This is a genomic window from Bradyrhizobium sp., assembly GCF_028868675.1.
Classification (GTDB): domain Bacteria; phylum Pseudomonadota; class Alphaproteobacteria; order Rhizobiales; family Xanthobacteraceae; genus Bradyrhizobium.
Map to the genome: position 1 here is coordinate 1 of NZ_JAGWUA010000020.1, position 15978 is coordinate 15978.

Here is a 15978-nt window from a genome sequence, read left to right on the forward strand (position 1 = left end):
TTCGGATTCTCGTTCCTGATCGGCCGCTCGATCTCCAGCGCGCTGGCCTCGATGGTATCAGCCATGACACGGCTCGCCGGCGGCGACGTCAGGCTGACGATACCGGGCCTCGGCCGTCACGACGAGATCGGCGAAATGGCCGGCGCGGTCGAGGTGTTCAAGAACAACATGGTCGAAGCCGAGCGGCTGCGCGGCGAGCAGCGCGAGGTCGAAGCGCGGCAGGCGGAGCAGCGCAAGGCCGACATGCGCGAACTCGCCGATGCGTTCGAAGGCGCGGTCGGAGAGATCGTCGAGACCGTGTCTTCGGCAGCGACCGAACTGGAAGCTTCCGCCACCACGCTGACGCGGGCGGCTGAACGCTCACGGAGCCTGGCGACCAGCGTTGCAGGAGCCTCCGAGGAAGCGTCCACCAACGTGCAGTCGGTTTCTGCGGCCAGCGAGGAATTGAGCACCTCGGTGAACGAGATCAGCCGCCAGGTCCAGGAATCGTCCCGCGTGGCCAGCGAGGCGGTCGATCAGGCCCAGAAGACCAACGACCGCGTCAGCGAGCTGTCGAAGGCGGCGAGCCGGATCGGCGACGTCGTCGAACTCATCAACACCATCGCCGGGCAGACCAATCTGCTGGCGCTGAACGCCACGATCGAGGCCGCGCGCGCCGGCGAGGCCGGCCGCGGCTTTGCCGTGGTCGCCTCCGAGGTCAAGGCGCTGGCCGAGCAGACCGCGAAGGCGACCGGCGAGATCAGTCAGCAGATTTCTGGCATCCAGGCCGCGACCCAGGATTCGGTGGCGGCGATCAAGGAGATCGGCGCCACCATCGGCCGGATGTCGGAGATTTCCTCGACCATCGCTGCCGCCGTGGAAGAGCAGGGCGCGGCGACGCAGGAGATTTCCCGCAACATCCAGCACGCGGCGACCGGCACGCAGGAGGTCTCCTCCAACATCACCGACGTGCAGCAGGGCGCGACCGAAACCGGATCGGCCTCGGCGCAGGTCTATTCGGCGGCGAAATCGCTGTCGGGCGAAAGCAACCGGCTCAAGCTCGAGGTCGGCAAATTCCTCAACTCGGTCAGGGCCGCCTGAGCGTTTAACCTCCCGCAGGTGCGGCCGGTGCGGTCGCCGCCTGCCTGCGGAACAGGATCCGCTGGTACAGCCAGCCGATCGCGACCAGTACCAGGCCGAGGCACATGAACGACAGCGCGCGGTAGACGCCGGTCAAGGTCGACATGTCGATCAGGAAGGCTTTCAGGATCGTCAGCGCGATGACGGCCGCCGAGGCCAGCCGCGCGCGTTGCGAGTTGAAGAGAACGCCGACACCGAGCAGGATGACGCCGAACGCGAGATACGCGATCGAGTAGGTGTACTGCTCCGCGGCGCCGATCGGACCTTGGATGATGATCGGGCCGTGATACAGCCGCCTGATCTCGAACGTCACATAGGCGAGGGCGAGAACGAGCGCCGCCGCTGCGATCGTGTTGGCATAGGCCACCGGCCGGTGACCGGCGACGGCATAGGACAGCAGCAGCGCCAGCACCGCCGGCAGCGCATAGCCCAGCAGCAGCAAATTGAGGAAGACGCCGCCGATATCGATCGATCGCAGCATCGGGTTCTCGAACAGCAACAGGCCGAACAAGGTTGCAAGGCCGGCGAAGATCGTGAGCAGGCCGGCTCCGGCCGTGTGGATCACGCTACGGGTGCGCAGGCGCAGACGCTCCAGCCCGATCGCCATCGCCAGCGCGACGCAGACCTGCAACGCCACTTCAGCGAGGTCGGCATTGTCGCGATAGACATCGCCATTGTTGAGGGCATGGCGGATTTGCATGAACGCCAGCAGCACGGTGAACAGGATCGCCGCCGCTTCCACGGTCCGCAGCGGCGCGTCGTCGCCGCCGCGGCGCAGCAGGATGCTGCCGCCCCAGAACGAAGCCGCCGGAATGCCGTAGCCCCACAACAGCCAGTTGAAGATCGGCGTGGTGCCGACGGCCTCGCCGACGATGCGCGGGTCGTAGACGGTGCGCGCCGTGACGATGGCCGCGAAGATCGAAGCGAGCCAGCGCAGGAACGGGATCGGCCGCTGCATCGAGATCCAGGCGGTGCCGAGCGACGTCAGTGCCAGCGCAATGGTGAGCCAACCCTTCTCCAGCGCGAAGGTCAGTGCCAGCGCCAGCGCGCCGAGCGATCCCGTGGCGAATAGCGCGGTCGAGATCGCAAGTCCGGGCCGGGTGTCGCGCCGGCTGAGGGATTCGGTCGCGGTGGCAAAGGCTGTGGCGAGCAGCACGGCGAGGATTGCGAACGGGATCGAGCGGTCGAGATGGGCGATGCAGGCGTAGAGCGCGACCAGCAGCGCGATCGGCGTGAAGGCCGCCGTCGCCGACCACACCACGGGGACGATGGCGCTGGTCGCGCGGCCCTGCGCGAGGAAGCCGGCGATGCCGAAGCCGGCGGCGAAGATCGCGGCCATCGCGAGATGCAGGTTGACCGAGCTGCCGGTCGCCGTCGGTCCGATGCCGGACAGAGCACCGCCGGGCAGCACCAGCATGTCCGGATTGGCGCGTACCGCCCATTCGGCGAACACGATGAACACCATGGCGGCGGCTGCACCGAGCGCGCCGGTCGCCGGCGGTGCGCGCCAGGCGACGAACAGCGTCGCGGCGACGAGGATGGTGAAGACGATCAGCGCGAGATCGGCGTGGGCGCTGGCGAGCACCATCAGCATCGCGGCGAACAGCGGGGCTGCGAGCGAGCCAGAAGAGACCGGCTCGATCCGGCCGTCGTCGATGTCGGGGCCGAACATGAAGCCGCACGCCACCAGCAGCGCGGCAAGGACGAAGCCCGCGATGACATGGAACGAGAGCGGTGCGACCAGCGACGGTCCGAGACCCGGGAACGTCCAGAGCAGCGCGAAGACGATGGCGGTGACCGCGAGCCAGCGCCACAGCCGGACGCGCGCGAGGCCGAGCGACGCAGCGGTGACGATCGCGAGATAGATGTAGAGCGCCCAGAAGTCCGGCTTGTTGCTGGAGACGAGTACAGGCGTGACGAAGGCGCCGACGACGCCGAGGCCGGCGAGCGCCGGGCCGTGCAGCAGTGCGGCGGCGAGCGTGCCGAGCGCGACCAGCCCCAGCAGCACGAACGCCGAGGCCGGCGCGAGGAAGTCGTAGAGCGCGTAGGCCGCATAGACCGTCGCAAACGCTACCGCCGTGCCGGCCGCGGTGAGGATCGCGGGGATATTGGCGATCGGCAGCGCCTGGATATTGGAGATATTCTCCTTGCGCCGCGTCCATTCGCCGGCGCCAAGCAGCGCCAGCGCGAACAGGCCGCCGAGGAACACGCGCACGCCGGGGCCGAGCAGCCCGGCCTCGATCGAATAGCGCACCATGAAGAAGCCGCCGAGCGCGAGTGCCAGCCCGCCGATCCAGACCACCCAGCGCGTGCCGAGGCGTTCCTCCAGGCCCGGCGCCGGCGTGGGCAGCGGCGGCGGCGCGGCAGTGTCTGGGGCGAGCGGCGGCGGTGCTTCGGCTACGGGCACGAGCGACGGCGGCTCGGCCGCGCCCGGTGCGCCCGGTGCAAGCGTCTGCTCCAGCTCCTGCAATGGTGTGAGTGGCGGCGGCATGATCTGTCGCGGCGCGAGCGCGGCCGCTTCCAGCGCGTTGAGGCGTGCGCGCAGCTCGGCGATCTGGTTGGCGGCTTTCAGTGCAATCAGGAAGGCGGCGATTGCGATCATCACGATGATGACGTCAAACGGAGTATCGAACATGAGACCTCCAGGCGATCGGCCGGCGCCGACCGCGCGAATGGATATTCCTCGGCACGATCCTATTCGGAAAACCGCTGCCCACTTGTCCGGATCATGCTCCAGCGTCGCGTGCGGACGCGCAAGCCCGGCGCCGGCCGCCCGCCGGTTTGTGTCGACATCAGCCTGGTCGGTTCGATGACGGCCTCGGTCTCGACCAGAAAGTTCAGCTTGTGGAGGTGCCGGCCGGAGATTGCCTCCACCGTGTGCTGCAATGTCGTGAGTGTGAACGCGGCCGGCAAAAGTTCAAGGATCACAGGGCGATGTTTTCAGCTTCGCGCGCAACCGGGCGATTGCGGTGGCGAGGATGCGGCGATGGTCGAATCTCCGTCATTCGAGATCGATCGCGAACGGCCGGCCTTCGACCATCATCGCGCCCGGTCCCATCTCGTCGAGCGCGCGCAGCATGCGCCCGTCGCGGCCGAGCGCGCGGTCGGCGAGGCCGACGATGCGGCGGTTGGGCGAGGCGATCGGCGAGGCGTCGCGGATCTTCCGGGCGATCTCGAGCTCGTCGCGGTGCGGATTGAGCGCGCACACCGCGGCGAACGCGCTTGCGGTCGAGCGGCTGATGCCGGCGTAGCAATGCACCACCAGCGGCGCGCCGCGATCCCAGTTGCGGACGAAGTTCAGGACCTGCTCGATATGTCGCTCGGACGGGGCGACGAAACCGTCCATCTCCTCGTTGATGTCGTCCATCGACACCTTGAGGTGATTGGCCGGCAGCACCGAGACGGGACGCGCGACCTGCTCGACATTGGCCATCACGGTCAGCACGTGGCTGGCGCCGGTGAGGCGAACGGTTTCGGGCAGGGCGGCGAGCGAGCAGACATGAATCATGGCGTACCTTTTTGCCGGCAATTATAGCCGCCGGCCGCAGGGTGAGCAAAGCTACGTAAACACCGCGCTGAAGCGCTCCAGGAACCGCTTCTCGGCCTTCGCCGCCGTCCACGGCGTCAGATAGTCGCGCCGGACGGCGTCGGGCAGGCCGGGATCGCGGCCGAACAGGCGTTTTGCTTCGCTCTCGCCAAAACCCGCAAGCTCGGTCGCCTCCAGAAATGCTGCGCCGCGGTCGGCGGCCTTGATCGCCTGCATGATCTCCCCGGGCAGCACCGGCGGCAGGCCGAAGCGGACATGGATCGCCGACAACAACCGCTTCTCGACCGCCTTGTAGTGGCCGTCGAGCACTGCCTTGAACGGTGAGATCATGTCGCCGATCACGTATTCCGGCGCATCGTGCAGCAGCGCGGCGAGCCGCACGCGCCGATCCACCCGCGGCGTCTCGTGCCGCATCACGGTCTCGACCAGCAGGGTGTGCTGCGCGACCGAGAAGATGTGCGCGCCGATGGTTTGTCCGTTCCAGCGCGCGACCCGCGCCAGCCCATGGGCGATGTCGGCGATCTCGACGTCGAGCGGGGAGGGATCCAGCAGATCGAGCCGCCGCCCCGACAGCATGCGCTGCCAGGCGCGGGACGCCACGTCCTTCGCGGCAGGTTTCCCGGTCGTCATCCGACCGTGAGGCGCGGCTTGCGCTGCGTCTTGCCGCAGGTCTCGTGACAGTGACAGTCGACCAGATGGTCGTTGACCATGCCGGTCGCCTGCATGAAGGCGTAGACGATGGTGGGGCCGACGAACTTGAAGCCGCGCGATGACAGCTCCTTGGAGATCTGCACCGACAGCGGCGTCGAGGCCGGCACGCTCGCGGTGGTCTTGAAGTGGTTTATCCTGGGCCTGCCGCCGACGAAGTCCCACAGCAGTCTTGAGAAGCCCGGACCCTTCTCCATGATCTCCAGATACGACTTCGCGCTCGCGACCGCGCCGTCGATCTTGGCGCGGTTGCGGACGATGCCGGCGTCGTTCATCAGCGCATGCACCTTCTTCGCGTTGTAGCGTGCGATTTTTTCGGGTCTGAACTCGTCGAAGGCTTTGCGAAAATTGTCGCGCTTGCGCAGGATCGTGATCCAGGAGAGCCCGGCCTGGAAGCCGTCGAGGATCAGCTTCTCGTAGAGCGCGCGGTCGTCATATTCCGGAACGCCCCATTCGGTGTCGTGATAGGCGACGTAGAGCGGGTCGTCGCCGGGCCAGGGGCAGCGGGTCAGGCCGTCGGCATGCAGGAGAGGAGACCGACTCATGCGATCGTCCGCCTTCCGGCGCCGCGCACGACGTCGGGCTCGGCGAGCGACAGCCCGAGGCCGCCAGCGGTGAGCTTCTGGCCCGCATCGAGCGCGTCCGCGACGCGGTCGGTGCGCACCAGCGCGATGCCCCGACCGGCAGCCGTCGAGCCGATCGTGCCGACCGGCTTGTCGCCGGCGAGGATGGTGGCGCCGATCTCGGGCGAGAAGTCGTCGAGCAGCACCTTCACGATGCGGGTTCGCGCCGTGCCGCGATGCTGCATGCGTGACACCACCTCCTGGCCGACATAGCAGCCCTTGTCGAAATCGACGCCGTTCAACCGGTCCATGTTGGTCTCGTGCGGGAAGGCGTCGCCGTAGCTGAAATCGAGACCGCCGCGCGGCACCCCGAGCGCGATACGATGGGCTTCATAGTCGGCGGCATCGACCAGTTCGGCGCCGATCAGCGCGGTGAGCTTGTCCTTCAGATCGGCCGGAATCAGGATGCGGACACCGAGTCGTTCGTCGCGCGGGTCGGCGAAAGTCAGATCCGGCCGGGCGGCAGGGGTGCCGTCCCAGGCCGCGAGCACGCCGAGATCGTCGGACAGATTGTCCACCGTGACCTGGGCGCGGAGCTTGTAGAATTTGAGCTTGTCGGCAAGACCCTGCGCCAGCGCCCGCGGGCAGTCGATCAGGAAGCCGCCGCCATGGCCCAAGGGTGCCTCGGTGATCAGGAAATCCACTACGATCTTGCCCTGCGGCGTCAGCAAAGCCCCGAATCGGGCCAGGCCCGGCTCGAGCTTGCCGACGTCGGTGGTGACGAGACCGTTGAGGAAGCTGCGCGCATCCTCGCCTGCGACCTTGACCACGCCCCGGTCGGTGAGAAACGCTGCCTTCATGCGAAAATCTCTTGCGACATGTTGCTCCGGAACGTAATCCCCCGAGGGATGGACGACAAGGCCCGCCGCTCGCGCGGCTTCTCGGGATCAGAGAGACTGACAGCCATGACCGAGCGATTCGACGTGATCCTGAAATCCGGCACGGTGGTCAATCAGGACGGCGAGGGCGTCCGCGACATCGGCATCGCCCACGGGCGCATCGCCGAGATCGGCTCGCTGTCGCATGCGTCCGCGGCCGAGACGATCGACTGCAAGGGCCTGCACATCCTGCCCGGCGTGATGGACACGCAGGTGCATTTCCGCGAGCCCGGCCTGACCCACAAGGAAGATCTCGAGACCGGCTCGCGCGGCGCCGTGCTCGGCGGTGTCACCGCCGTGTTCGAGATGCCCAACACCGCGCCGCTCACGGTGACGGAGGCCGATTTCGCCGCCAAGGTGAAGGCGGGGCGTCATCGCATGCATTGCGATTTCGCCTTCTTCATCGGCGGCACCCGCGACAACGTGCAGGAGTTGCCGCAACTCGAGCGCGCGCCGGGCTGTGCGGGCGTCAAGGTGTTCATCGGCTCCTCCACCGGCGCGCTGCTGGTCGAGGACGACGACAGCCTGCGCCGCATCTTCCAGGTGATCCGCCGCCGCGCCGCGTTCCATGCCGAGGACGAGTATCGGCTCAACGACCGCAAGCCGCTGCGCGTCGAGGGCGACGCGCGCTCGCATCCGGTCTGGCGCGACGAGACGGCGGCGCTGGTGGCGACGCAGCGCCTGGTCAAGCTCGCGCACGAGACCGGAAAACGCATCCACGTGCTGCACATCTCGACCAAGCAGGAGATCGAGTTCCTGCGCGACCACAAGGACGTCGCCTCCTGCGAGGCGACGCCGCATCACCTGACGTTGGCGGCGCCCGAATGCTACGAGCGGCTCGGCACGCTCGCGCAGATGAACCCGCCGGTGCGCTCGGCCGATCACCGCGCCGGCATCTGGCGCGGGGTCGCACAGGGCATCGTCGACGTGCTCGGCTCCGATCATGCCCCGCACACGCTGGAGGAGAAGGGCAAGACCTATCCGGCCTCGCCCTCCGGCATGACCGGCGTGCAGACGCTGGTGCCGGTGATGCTCGACCACGTCAATGCAGGGCGGCTGTCGCTCGCGCGCTTCGTCGATCTCACCAGCGCGGGCCCCGCGCGCCTTTTCAACATCGCCTGCAAGGGCCGCATCGCCGCCGGCTACGATGCCGATCTCACCATCGTCGATCTCAAGCGCAGCGAGACCATCACCAACGATTGGATCGTCTCCCGCGCCGGCTGGACGCCCTATGACGGCCTGCGCGTGACCGGCTGGCCGGTCGGCACCTTCGTGCGCGGCCGACGCGTGATGTGGCAGGGCGAACTCGTGATGCCCTCGCAGGGCGAGCCCGTGCGGTTCTTGGAGACGCTGATGCCGTAGGGGCTGCATGAGGCGGTATGTCATGAAGCTATGTCCGAACAACGGAGGCGTCCATGAGCCAGCCGAATTCCCTCGTCACCACCGCCGAGCTTGCCGGCATGCTCGGCGAGCCGAGCCTGCGCGTCTACGACTGCACGACCTATCTCGAGCCGACGCCGGCGGGCAGCGATGCGCCCTATCTGGTGGTGCCCGGCCGCAAGACGTTTGAGACCGGGCATATTCCCGGCGCCGATTTCCTCGACTTGCAGGGCGAATTCTCCGACACAGCCACGCCGCTCCGTTTCATGATGCCCGCTGTGGCGCAGCTCGAGGCGGCGTTCGGCCGCCATGGTCTGGATGCGGGCAAGACGATCGTGCTCTACAGCCTCGGCACCATGATGTGGGCGACGCGATTCTGGTGGATGCTGCGCTCGCTCGGCGTCGCCGCAAGGGTGCTCGACGGCGGCTTTGACAAATGGACGGCGGAAGCGCGACCGGTGGAGACCGGCGCGCCAAGAGGCCATCCGGCGGCGACGTTCAAGGCCTCGCCCCGCGCGGGCCTCTTCGTCGACAAGGCGGCCGTGCTTGCGAAGCTCGAGGATCCCGCGACCGTCATCGTCAACGCGCTGGGACCGCAATTTCATCGCGGCCTGGAGCCGAGCCGCTACGGCCGGCCCGGCCGCATCCCCGGCAGCCGCAACGTGCCTGCGGCGACGCTGGTCAGGGCTGCGGACAAGACGCTGACCACGGCAGCGGACGCGGAGGCGAAGTTTGCAGGCCAGGGCATCACCTGCGACAAGACCGTGATCTGCTATTGCGGCGGCGGCATTTCGGCGACCATCGACCTCTTCATGCTGGCGCAACTCGGCTATGACAAGCTGACGCTCTACGACGCCTCGATGGGCGAGTGGGCGAGGGACGTCGCGCTGCCGATCGAGACGGATTGAGGGATTGCGCTCCCTTCCGGGGAGGGTGAAAAGCCGGGAACCTTTCTGCCGGACGCGCATCCAACGTCCGGGAGCACTGGAGACGAACGTGACCGCAACCCATCGAACGGCAACAGCCGCCGCCGCGCCGGAAGCCGACCTGGTCCGCCGCGCCCAGGCCCGTGAAGAAGCCGCGCTGCGCGCCATCATGCAGGCCAACAACCGTAGGCTCTATCGGCTCGCCCGCGGCATTTTGCGCAACGACAGCGAGGCCGAGGACGTGGTGCAGGAGACCTATGTCCGGGCATTCACCCATCTCGACGGGTTTCGCGGCGAATCCGGGCTGTCGACCTGGCTGTCGCGCATCGCCATCAACGAGGCGCTCGGCCGGGTGCGCAGCCGCAAGCCCGGCACCGGCTCGAGCACGCTGCCGGAGACCGCGCTCGATGCGGAGATCATCCCGTTTCCCCTTTCGTCCGCCGCAGGAGATCCGGAAAGATCCATGGCCCAGCGTGAAATCCAGCGTGTCGTCGAGCACGCCATCGATGAATTGCCCGAGGTGTTCCGCATGGCCTTCATCGCCCGCGTCATGGAAGGCATGAGCGTGGAGGAGACGGCTGCGCTGCTCGGCATCAAGCCGGAGACGGTGAAGACGCGGCTGCATCGCGCGCGAGCCATGCTGCGCGAGAACGTCGAGAAGAAGATCGGCCCGGTGATGCTGGACGCGTTCCCCTTCGCCGGCCGGCGCTGCGAGCACCTGACGGAGGCCGTGCTGAAGCGGCTCGGTATGTAGTTTTTCGGGAACCTCCGCGAAGAGATTCCATCCAACTCCCGTGCAAGAAAAACGCCGGACGGGTTCCGGCCCACGAGGAGTCCAAGCCATGTTCATCCGATGCAGCGCGGCGATCGCCGCGATGGTTCTCTTTGGCAGTCCCGCGCTGGCGCAAGGCGCCAAACCGACCGATCCGCAGATCGCCCATATCGCCTACACCGCCGGCGTGATCGACATCAACGCTGCCAAGCAGGCGCTGCAGAAGTCGAAGAGCAAGGAGGTGAAGGCGTTTGCGCAGGACATGGTGCGCGACCACGAGGCGGTCAACAAGCAGGCGCTGGTGCTGGTCAAGAAGCTGAACGTCACGCCCGAGGACAACGACACCAGTCGCGCGCTGTCCAAGCAGGCGAGCGACAAGCTCGCCGAGCTGTCCAAGCTCAACGGCGCTGCCTTCGACAAGGCCTATGTCAACAACGAGGTCGCTTATCACAAGACGGTCAACGGCGCGCTCGAGACCCAGCTCATCCCCTCCGCCAGCAATGGCGAGCTGAAGAGCCTGCTGCAGACCGGCCTCAAGATCTTCCAGGGCCACGAGCAGCACGCCGAGCACGTCGCGGCTGACCTGAAATGAGGCGCCTGACGATACCGGGACGACTGTTGCCGGTCGCAAGCGCGATCGTACTCGTCTGGACGATCGTGCCGGCGTGCGCGGCGACCATCGAGATCACGATGGAGAATCTCGTGATCGCGCCGGCCGAGGTCACGGCCAAAGTCGGGGACACCGTTGTCTGGATCAACAAGGACGTCTTCGCCCATACCGCGACGGCGAAGAACGGCGATTTCGACGTCAACCTGCCGGCCAAGGCATCGGGGCGTTTCGTGCTGAAGAAGGCCGGCAGCGTCGACTATTACTGCCGCTATCATCCCAACATGACGGCGAAGCTCAAGATCGAGCCGTGAAATATCCCGCGGGCGCGTGCGAAGAAATCCCGCGCGCCCGTCGGATCATTGCCGGTTCGAGGCGAAGCGTGTTGTGCGATAAAGGCGACGGACTTCGCGACCTGTCGCGAGTCATTCATCCGAAGACCTGGCCCCGTCGATGTACGGCGGGGTCGATTTTTTTGAGTTACTGCCGCGCCAGCGAGATCGAGAACTCGCCGTTGCGGACGCGGCCCGGCAGGCCCTCGACGAATTTCGCCACGGCGTCCTCGCCATAGGTGCCGACGAGTTCGGCGAGCGCCGCGAACAGGCTCGCCTGCGCGAGACAGTCGCCGTCGACCCCGTCATGGCGCGCTTCCGCCCAGGCCTCGTTGAGATAGCTGAGGGCTGCCTGCTTCTGCTCGTGATCGGGCAGCGGCGCGCGGGCGGGGGCGTAGGAAATCGGAGGGCTCATGAAACTCGAAGCGGGCTGGAGCGCGGTCCACGGCGACGCGCCTTGCAAGGCCGGTGTAGCACGCGAGGCGGAACCGCCTAGGCCACATCTTTAGGAAAGGTTAACGGGGGTGAACAATGTGGAGCAGTTGTTCGGAGGGCACAGCCGACGCTGGGATGAATTCGTGATTCAGATGCTCAGTTGGCGTAGCGTGCGGTGAGGTCGCGCGAGATCTTCGAGCCTTCCTCGATGTAGCGGCGGATCGCGACCGTGGCGGCGGGGGTGCAGGCCCGGTAGGTCTGCTGGAAGCCGTTGTAGCCGCGGTTGAAGCCCGCGATCATGCGGGTGCGTCGCTCGCCGGAGGGCGTTTCCGCGTCGATCAGGGCCTGCATCTCATTGCGCCACTTGTTGCCCTCATTGGCCCCGCAAATGCCGCGCAGGTAATGCAGGCCGCCCAGGATTTCGGCCAGCCGCTGCAGATCGCCGTCGAACGGCGCCGCCGCGCTCTGGGCGTGGGCAGGCCCCGCGGCGCAGGCGAGAATCAGGACCAAAACGGCAGGAAATCGCGTCCACATCGGCCGTGATATGCCCCTTGCGGACGGTGGAAGCAAGGCAGGCCGTACGCCGAGCTTCAGGGCCGCAGCAGGCGCTGCGCCGCCTCGATGACCTCCGCCAGTCCCCCGGTCATCCTGAGCTCGCCGAGGGTCCCGAGCTCCTCGGGGCGGACCCAGCGGAAATCGTCGAGCTCGTCGTTGAGGCTGGGTTCCCGGGCCACCCAGCGGGCGGCAAAGGACATGATGAGGTAGTGGCCGCTGCCGCCGGCGGACGGCAGCACCTCGCGCCAGCCGGCGAGCCCGACGATCTCGATCGCAAGCCCGGTCTCCTCGTCGACCTCGCGCGTCAGCGCCGTGTGCAGAGATTCGCCGAACTCGACCCTGCCGCCCGGCAGCGAATAGAACCCCTTGGCGGGCGAGCGGGCGCGGCGGACCAGGAGCACCTTGCCGTCGCGGAAGATCGCGGCGCTGACGGCGAGTTGGGCGCGGCTGGGCTGGGCTGTCGTCACGCGGGTTCAGCCGTTTGCCATGATGGTTTCGACGTCGGCCTCGGCGCCGCCATTGATGATGCCGCCGCAGGCGGCGATCAGCGGTTTGACCCAGAGCGTGGCCTGCTCGGCGAGCCGCATGCGGGTCTTGTCCTGCTTGGCCTCGCGCATGGCCGTTCCGACCGCGGTCAGGATCGAGGTCATGGTGTCGGTGAGATGGTCGAACTGGGCGCGCACGGCAGGCTCGGCGTTCTCATAGGCCTCGATCGCGAGATCGCGCGCCTTGAAATTCGAGGCGGTAAAATGCTCGGCATAGGACAGCGGCGTCCAGGTCAAGAAATCCTCGGCGCATTCCGGCATGTCCGGGACCATTTCCAGCAGCATGACGGCTTCATTGAAATGGTTCAGATAGTCGGTGGCAAGGCCCGAGCGGGGATTGATGTTGGCCGCGCGTAACCGCGCCGCCCAGGCCTCCGCGTCGAGGCCGGCCGGTTGCTGGCTGGGAATCTGGGATTGCCCGAGATGGGAGGCCGCAGCGGTCATCCTCCCCACTGTTTAGGTTTGGGGTTAAAAGCTGCTGAACGAATCCTTAGTTTGCCGGCATGTGCGGACGCTTCGTCATAACATCGGCCCCTAGCGCCATTCGGCAACTCTTCGGTTACGTGGAGCAGCCGAATTTCCCGCCACGGTATAACGTCGCGCCGACGCAACCGATTCCGGTGGTGCTGGTGGAGAACGGCGCGCGCCATTTCCAACTGATGCGCTGGGGACTGTTGCCGGCCTGGGTCAAGGACCCCAGGGGCTTTACGCTGTTGATCAACGCCCGCTCGGAGACGGTGCTGGTCAAGCCCGCCTTCAAGAACGCGGTCCGCAGGCGGCGTGCGCTGGTGCCGGCCGACGGCTATTACGAATGGCAGGCGGTCGACGGGCGCAAGCAGCCCTACTTCATCCATCGCGCTGACGGCCGGCCGCTCGGGCTCGCCGCGCTCTGCGAGACCTGGATCGGGCCGAATGGCGAGGAGCTCGATACCGTCGCGATCGTCACGGCCGCGGCAAGCCGCGATCTCGCCGGATTGCACGACCGCGTGCCGGTAACGATCGAGCCTTCGGATTTCGAGCGCTGGCTGGACTGCCGCGGCGACGAGGTGGACGCCGTCCTGCCGCTGATGGCCGCCCCACGCCTCGGCGCGTTCGTCTGGCACAGGGTCTCCACCCGCGTGAACCGCGTCGTCAATGACGACGCGCAGCTCGTGCTGCCGATCACCGCGGAGGAGGCGGAAGCCGAGGCGCCAAAGCCGAAGAAGGCGGCGCGCAAGGCCGCGGCGGCGCCCCCGGCGGACGAGGGGCAGGGGAGCTTGTTTTAGGCGCGGCCGCAAATTCCAGTCGTTGTCCCGGGGCTCGCGCTTTGCGCGCCCCGGGACGTGAGTCTGGCAGCGCCTACACGATCTCTCTTGCCCGCAAATCCGCGATCGCTGCCGCGTCGAACCCGAGCTCGCGCAGCACCGCGTCGGTGTCCGCGCCCAGCTCCGGTGCCATGCGGTCGAGGCGTCCGCCGCCATGCGCGAGACGAAAGCCGCTGCCGGCGAGGCGCAGGCGGCCGTAGGGCGTGTCGATTTCCTGGATCGCGCCGCGCGCCGTGACCTGCGGATGATCGATGATCTCCTCGATCTTCCAGATGCTGGCGCAGGGCGCGCCGGCGTCCTCCAAAATCGTCTCCCATTCGCGCGCGCTTCTTCCCGCAAGCGCCTCTTCGATGATGGCGCGCAGCGCGCCCTCGTTCTCGTTGCGGGAAAACCAGTCGGCGAAGCGCGGGTCGGCGAGCGTGTCCTCGCGTCCGAGCGCGCTCATCAGCGCGCGATACTGCTTCTCGTTGTTGACCGCGAGCAGGATGTAGCCGTCGCCCGCCTTGAACAGGTTGGCGGTAGTCTTGCGGCTCACCGCGTGGTTGCCGGATAATTGCTGGCGATGGCCGGCGACCGACCAGTCCGCGATCTGTCCCGACAGGAAGGCGAGCGTCGCCTCCAGCATGGAGACGTCGACGAACTGGCCCTTGCCGGTGCGGTCGCGCTGGTAGAGCGCGGAGGAGACGCCGAACGCGGCGGTTGCGCCCGACAGCACGTCGCAGACCGCAAAGCCCGCGCGCGTCGGCCCGGTCTCGGCATGGCCCGTGATCGCCATGATGCCCGACAGCGCCTGCATCTTGCCGTCGTAGCCGGGCCGCAGCCGGTCCGGGCCGGTCTGGCCGAAGCCGGACACCGCGCAATAGATCAGCTTTGGATTGATCGCGGACAGCGCCTCGTAGCCGATGCCGAGCTTGTCCATCACGCCGGGGCGAAAATTCTCCATGACGACGTCGACCTCGGCGGCGAGCTTATTGACGATGGCGATCGCGTCCGGCTTCGACAGGTCGAGCGTCAGGCTGCGCTTGTTGCCGTTGATGGCCTGGAACGCCGGCGCAAGTCCGCGCTCGGCCCATTCGCGGCTGAGCGGGGTGCGGCGCATGTCCTCGCCCTCGCGCCGCTCGACCTTGACGACGTCGGCGCCGAGCAGCGCGAGCTGGTAGCTCGCATAGGGCCCGGCCAGCACTTGCGTGAAGTCGAGAATCCTGACGCCCTCGAAGGGTCGGGTCACGTCCTTGTCCTCCCTTGCGCTCTTTCTTTCGCGCGCAACGTCAGGCGGCGCGGTTGCCGCGCGCGATCTCCTTCTGCCGGTCGAATTCGGCGCGCCGGCGCGCGAGTTCCTCCGGCGAGAGCTGCGCGACGTTGTTGTAGTCGAGCTTCCAGGAGGCGTCCTCGCTCCAGCGCAGCGGCGACTGCATGGTGGTCTGCGGACCGCTCGCCGATTCCAGCAGTTTCAGCGCCAGCTCCAGCGTCTGCGCCTGCGAGGCGACGTCGTGCGGCCTGCCGGCGGAATTGCCGAGCGGGAAGTCCGAGAACAGGAAGCGCGGCACCGCGGCGTGCTCGACGATGTCCTTGGCGCAGCCCATCACCACGGTCGGAATGCCGTTGGCCTCCAGATGCCGCGCAACCAGCGCGGTGGTCTGGTGGCAGACTGGGCAGTTCGGCACCAGGATCGCGGCGTCGACCTTGTCGGCGCGGCAGCGCGCGAGGATGTCGGGCGCGTCGGTGTCGATGGTCACGCGGTGGCTGCGGTTGGTCGGCGCGCCGAAGAAGCGCGGGGCGACCTCGCCGATGCGGCCGGCCGCGGAGGCCTTGAGGAGCTGCGGCAGCGGAAACCAGGTGCCGCTGTCGGTCGCGCTGGTGTGCTTGCGGTCGTAGCCGATATGGGAGATGCGCAGATCGTGCTGCTTGGCGGTGTCGCCGTCATAGACCGTGTAGAACTTGGCGCCGCCATTGTAGGCCGCGCCAGGCCCCTGGTCGCCCTTGGCGGGATCGTAGGGCGCCGCCGTGGTGATGAGGGTGACGCGCGATTTCGAGAGCGGCCGCTTCAGCGGCTCAAACGGCGCCTCGACGTAATGCGCCCAGCGATAGGGCGTGGTGTAGCCGATCGCCGCGTAGTAGTCGCGGGTGCGCTGCATGTAGGGGACGGGTGAGTCATGGTCGGGCGCAAAGCCGAATTCATCGTCGCGCGGGCCGGACATGGGCGCGTCTCCTTGTTGTTGGTCTCGTTGACGGCAGAGTAGAGGGTCT

At 67.3% G+C, this 15978-nt stretch carries 18 protein-coding genes and 1 pseudogene; 7 read left to right on the forward strand and 12 right to left on the reverse strand.

All coding sequences use genetic code 11. The features are described from left to right. A partial coding sequence (locus tag KGM94_RS04815; RefSeq protein WP_300255485.1) for a HAMP domain-containing methyl-accepting chemotaxis protein occupies window positions 1–1080 on the forward strand: 1080 nt, incomplete at its 5' end. A 4-nt stretch (window positions 1081–1084) separates the two neighbouring features. Here the strand turns inward: KGM94_RS04815 and KGM94_RS04820 are convergent. The 6 genes and pseudogenes from KGM94_RS04820 to KGM94_RS04845 form a co-directional block, all read right to left on the reverse strand. After that, window positions 1085–3754, reverse strand: a complete 2670-nt coding sequence (locus tag KGM94_RS04820; protein WP_300255487.1) for a DUF2339 domain-containing protein — start codon at window positions 3752–3754, stop codon at window positions 1085–1087. Between the two features lie 137 nt (window positions 3755–3891). Then, a pseudogene (locus tag KGM94_RS04825) lies at window positions 3892–4117 on the reverse strand (NAD regulator); the annotation flags it as partial. 3 nt (window positions 4118–4120) lie between these two features. Continuing rightward, the gene (locus KGM94_RS04830; protein WP_300255489.1) at window positions 4121–4627 is read right to left on the reverse strand and encodes a protein-tyrosine phosphatase family protein; all 507 of its coding nucleotides are present in this window, start codon (window positions 4625–4627) and stop codon (window positions 4121–4123) included. A gap of 51 nt (window positions 4628–4678) precedes the next feature. Beyond that, on the reverse strand, window positions 4679–5296 hold the full coding sequence (locus tag KGM94_RS04835) for an HD family hydrolase (protein WP_300255491.1): 618 nt from the start codon (window positions 5294–5296) through the stop codon (window positions 4679–4681). Continuing rightward, a complete protein-coding gene (locus tag KGM94_RS04840; protein WP_300255493.1) occupies window positions 5293–5919 on the reverse strand; it encodes a DNA-3-methyladenine glycosylase I in 627 nt (208 codons plus the stop codon). The genes KGM94_RS04835 and KGM94_RS04840 overlap by 4 nt, the downstream gene beginning before the upstream one ends. Continuing rightward, window positions 5916–6797, reverse strand: a complete 882-nt coding sequence (locus KGM94_RS04845; protein ID WP_300255495.1) for a folate-binding protein — start codon at window positions 6795–6797, stop codon at window positions 5916–5918. The genes KGM94_RS04840 and KGM94_RS04845 overlap by 4 nt, the downstream gene beginning before the upstream one ends. 105 nt (window positions 6798–6902) lie before the next feature. On the opposite strand from KGM94_RS04845, the gene KGM94_RS04850 reads away from it, so the two are divergent. The 5 genes from KGM94_RS04850 to KGM94_RS04870 all read left to right on the forward strand — a co-directional run bounded on the left by KGM94_RS04850 (window position 6903) and on the right by KGM94_RS04870 (window position 10874). Further along, entirely contained in the window at window positions 6903–8237 is a 1335-nt protein-coding gene (locus KGM94_RS04850) for a dihydroorotase (protein ID WP_300255497.1), read from the forward strand. A 53-nt stretch (window positions 8238–8290) separates the two neighbouring features. After that, entirely contained in the window at window positions 8291–9163 is an 873-nt protein-coding gene (locus KGM94_RS04855) for a sulfurtransferase (protein ID WP_300255498.1), read from the forward strand. 88 nt (window positions 9164–9251) lie between these two features. Continuing rightward, window positions 9252–9935 (forward strand): RNA polymerase sigma factor, encoded by a 684-nt coding sequence (locus KGM94_RS04860; protein ID WP_300255500.1) that lies wholly within the window; start codon window positions 9252–9254, stop codon window positions 9933–9935. Window positions 9936–10023: 88 nt separating this feature from the next. Continuing rightward, window positions 10024–10545: a DUF4142 domain-containing protein gene (locus KGM94_RS04865; protein ID WP_300255501.1), complete on the forward strand. Its 522-nt coding sequence runs from the start codon at window positions 10024–10026 to the stop codon at window positions 10543–10545. Continuing rightward, window positions 10542–10874 (forward strand): cupredoxin family copper-binding protein, encoded by a 333-nt coding sequence (locus tag KGM94_RS04870; protein ID WP_300255503.1) that lies wholly within the window; start codon window positions 10542–10544, stop codon window positions 10872–10874. Before KGM94_RS04865 ends, KGM94_RS04870 begins: the two co-directional genes overlap by 4 nt. A gap of 166 nt (window positions 10875–11040) precedes the next feature. On the opposite strand, the gene KGM94_RS04875 is transcribed toward KGM94_RS04870, so the two are convergent. From KGM94_RS04875 to KGM94_RS04890, 4 genes are all read right to left on the reverse strand, one after another. Beyond that, window positions 11041–11307 carry a hypothetical protein gene (locus KGM94_RS04875; protein ID WP_300255505.1) on the reverse strand — a complete coding sequence of 89 codons (267 nt, stop codon included), beginning with the start codon at window positions 11305–11307 and terminating at the stop codon, window positions 11041–11043. 176 nt (window positions 11308–11483) lie between these two features. Beyond that, on the reverse strand, window positions 11484–11861 hold the full coding sequence (locus KGM94_RS04880) for a TIGR02301 family protein (RefSeq protein ID WP_300255507.1): 378 nt from the start codon (window positions 11859–11861) through the stop codon (window positions 11484–11486). Between the two features lie 56 nt (window positions 11862–11917). Next, entirely contained in the window at window positions 11918–12349 is a 432-nt protein-coding gene (locus KGM94_RS04885) for an NUDIX hydrolase (RefSeq protein ID WP_300255509.1), read from the reverse strand. Window positions 12350–12355: 6 nt separating this feature from the next. Beyond that, window positions 12356–12871, reverse strand: coding sequence for a hypothetical protein (locus tag KGM94_RS04890; protein WP_300255511.1), 516 nt, complete (start codon window positions 12869–12871; stop codon window positions 12356–12358). Window positions 12872–12930: 59 nt separating this feature from the next. On the opposite strand from KGM94_RS04890, the gene KGM94_RS04895 reads away from it, so the two are divergent. Beyond that, window positions 12931–13692, forward strand: coding sequence for an SOS response-associated peptidase (locus KGM94_RS04895; protein WP_300255512.1), 762 nt, complete (start codon window positions 12931–12933; stop codon window positions 13690–13692). Window positions 13693–13765: 73 nt separating this feature from the next. Here KGM94_RS04895 and KGM94_RS04900 read toward each other — a convergent pair whose 3' ends face one another. Both KGM94_RS04900 and KGM94_RS04905 read right to left on the reverse strand, forming a co-directional pair. Then, window positions 13766–14959, reverse strand: coding sequence for a CoA transferase (locus KGM94_RS04900; protein ID WP_300255514.1), 1194 nt, complete (start codon window positions 14957–14959; stop codon window positions 13766–13768). A gap of 40 nt (window positions 14960–14999) precedes the next feature. Further along, on the reverse strand, window positions 15000–15929 hold the full coding sequence (locus KGM94_RS04905; RefSeq protein ID WP_300255515.1) for a glycine/sarcosine/betaine reductase selenoprotein B family protein: 930 nt from the start codon (window positions 15927–15929) through the stop codon (window positions 15000–15002). Between the last annotated feature and the right edge of the window lie 49 nt (window positions 15930–15978).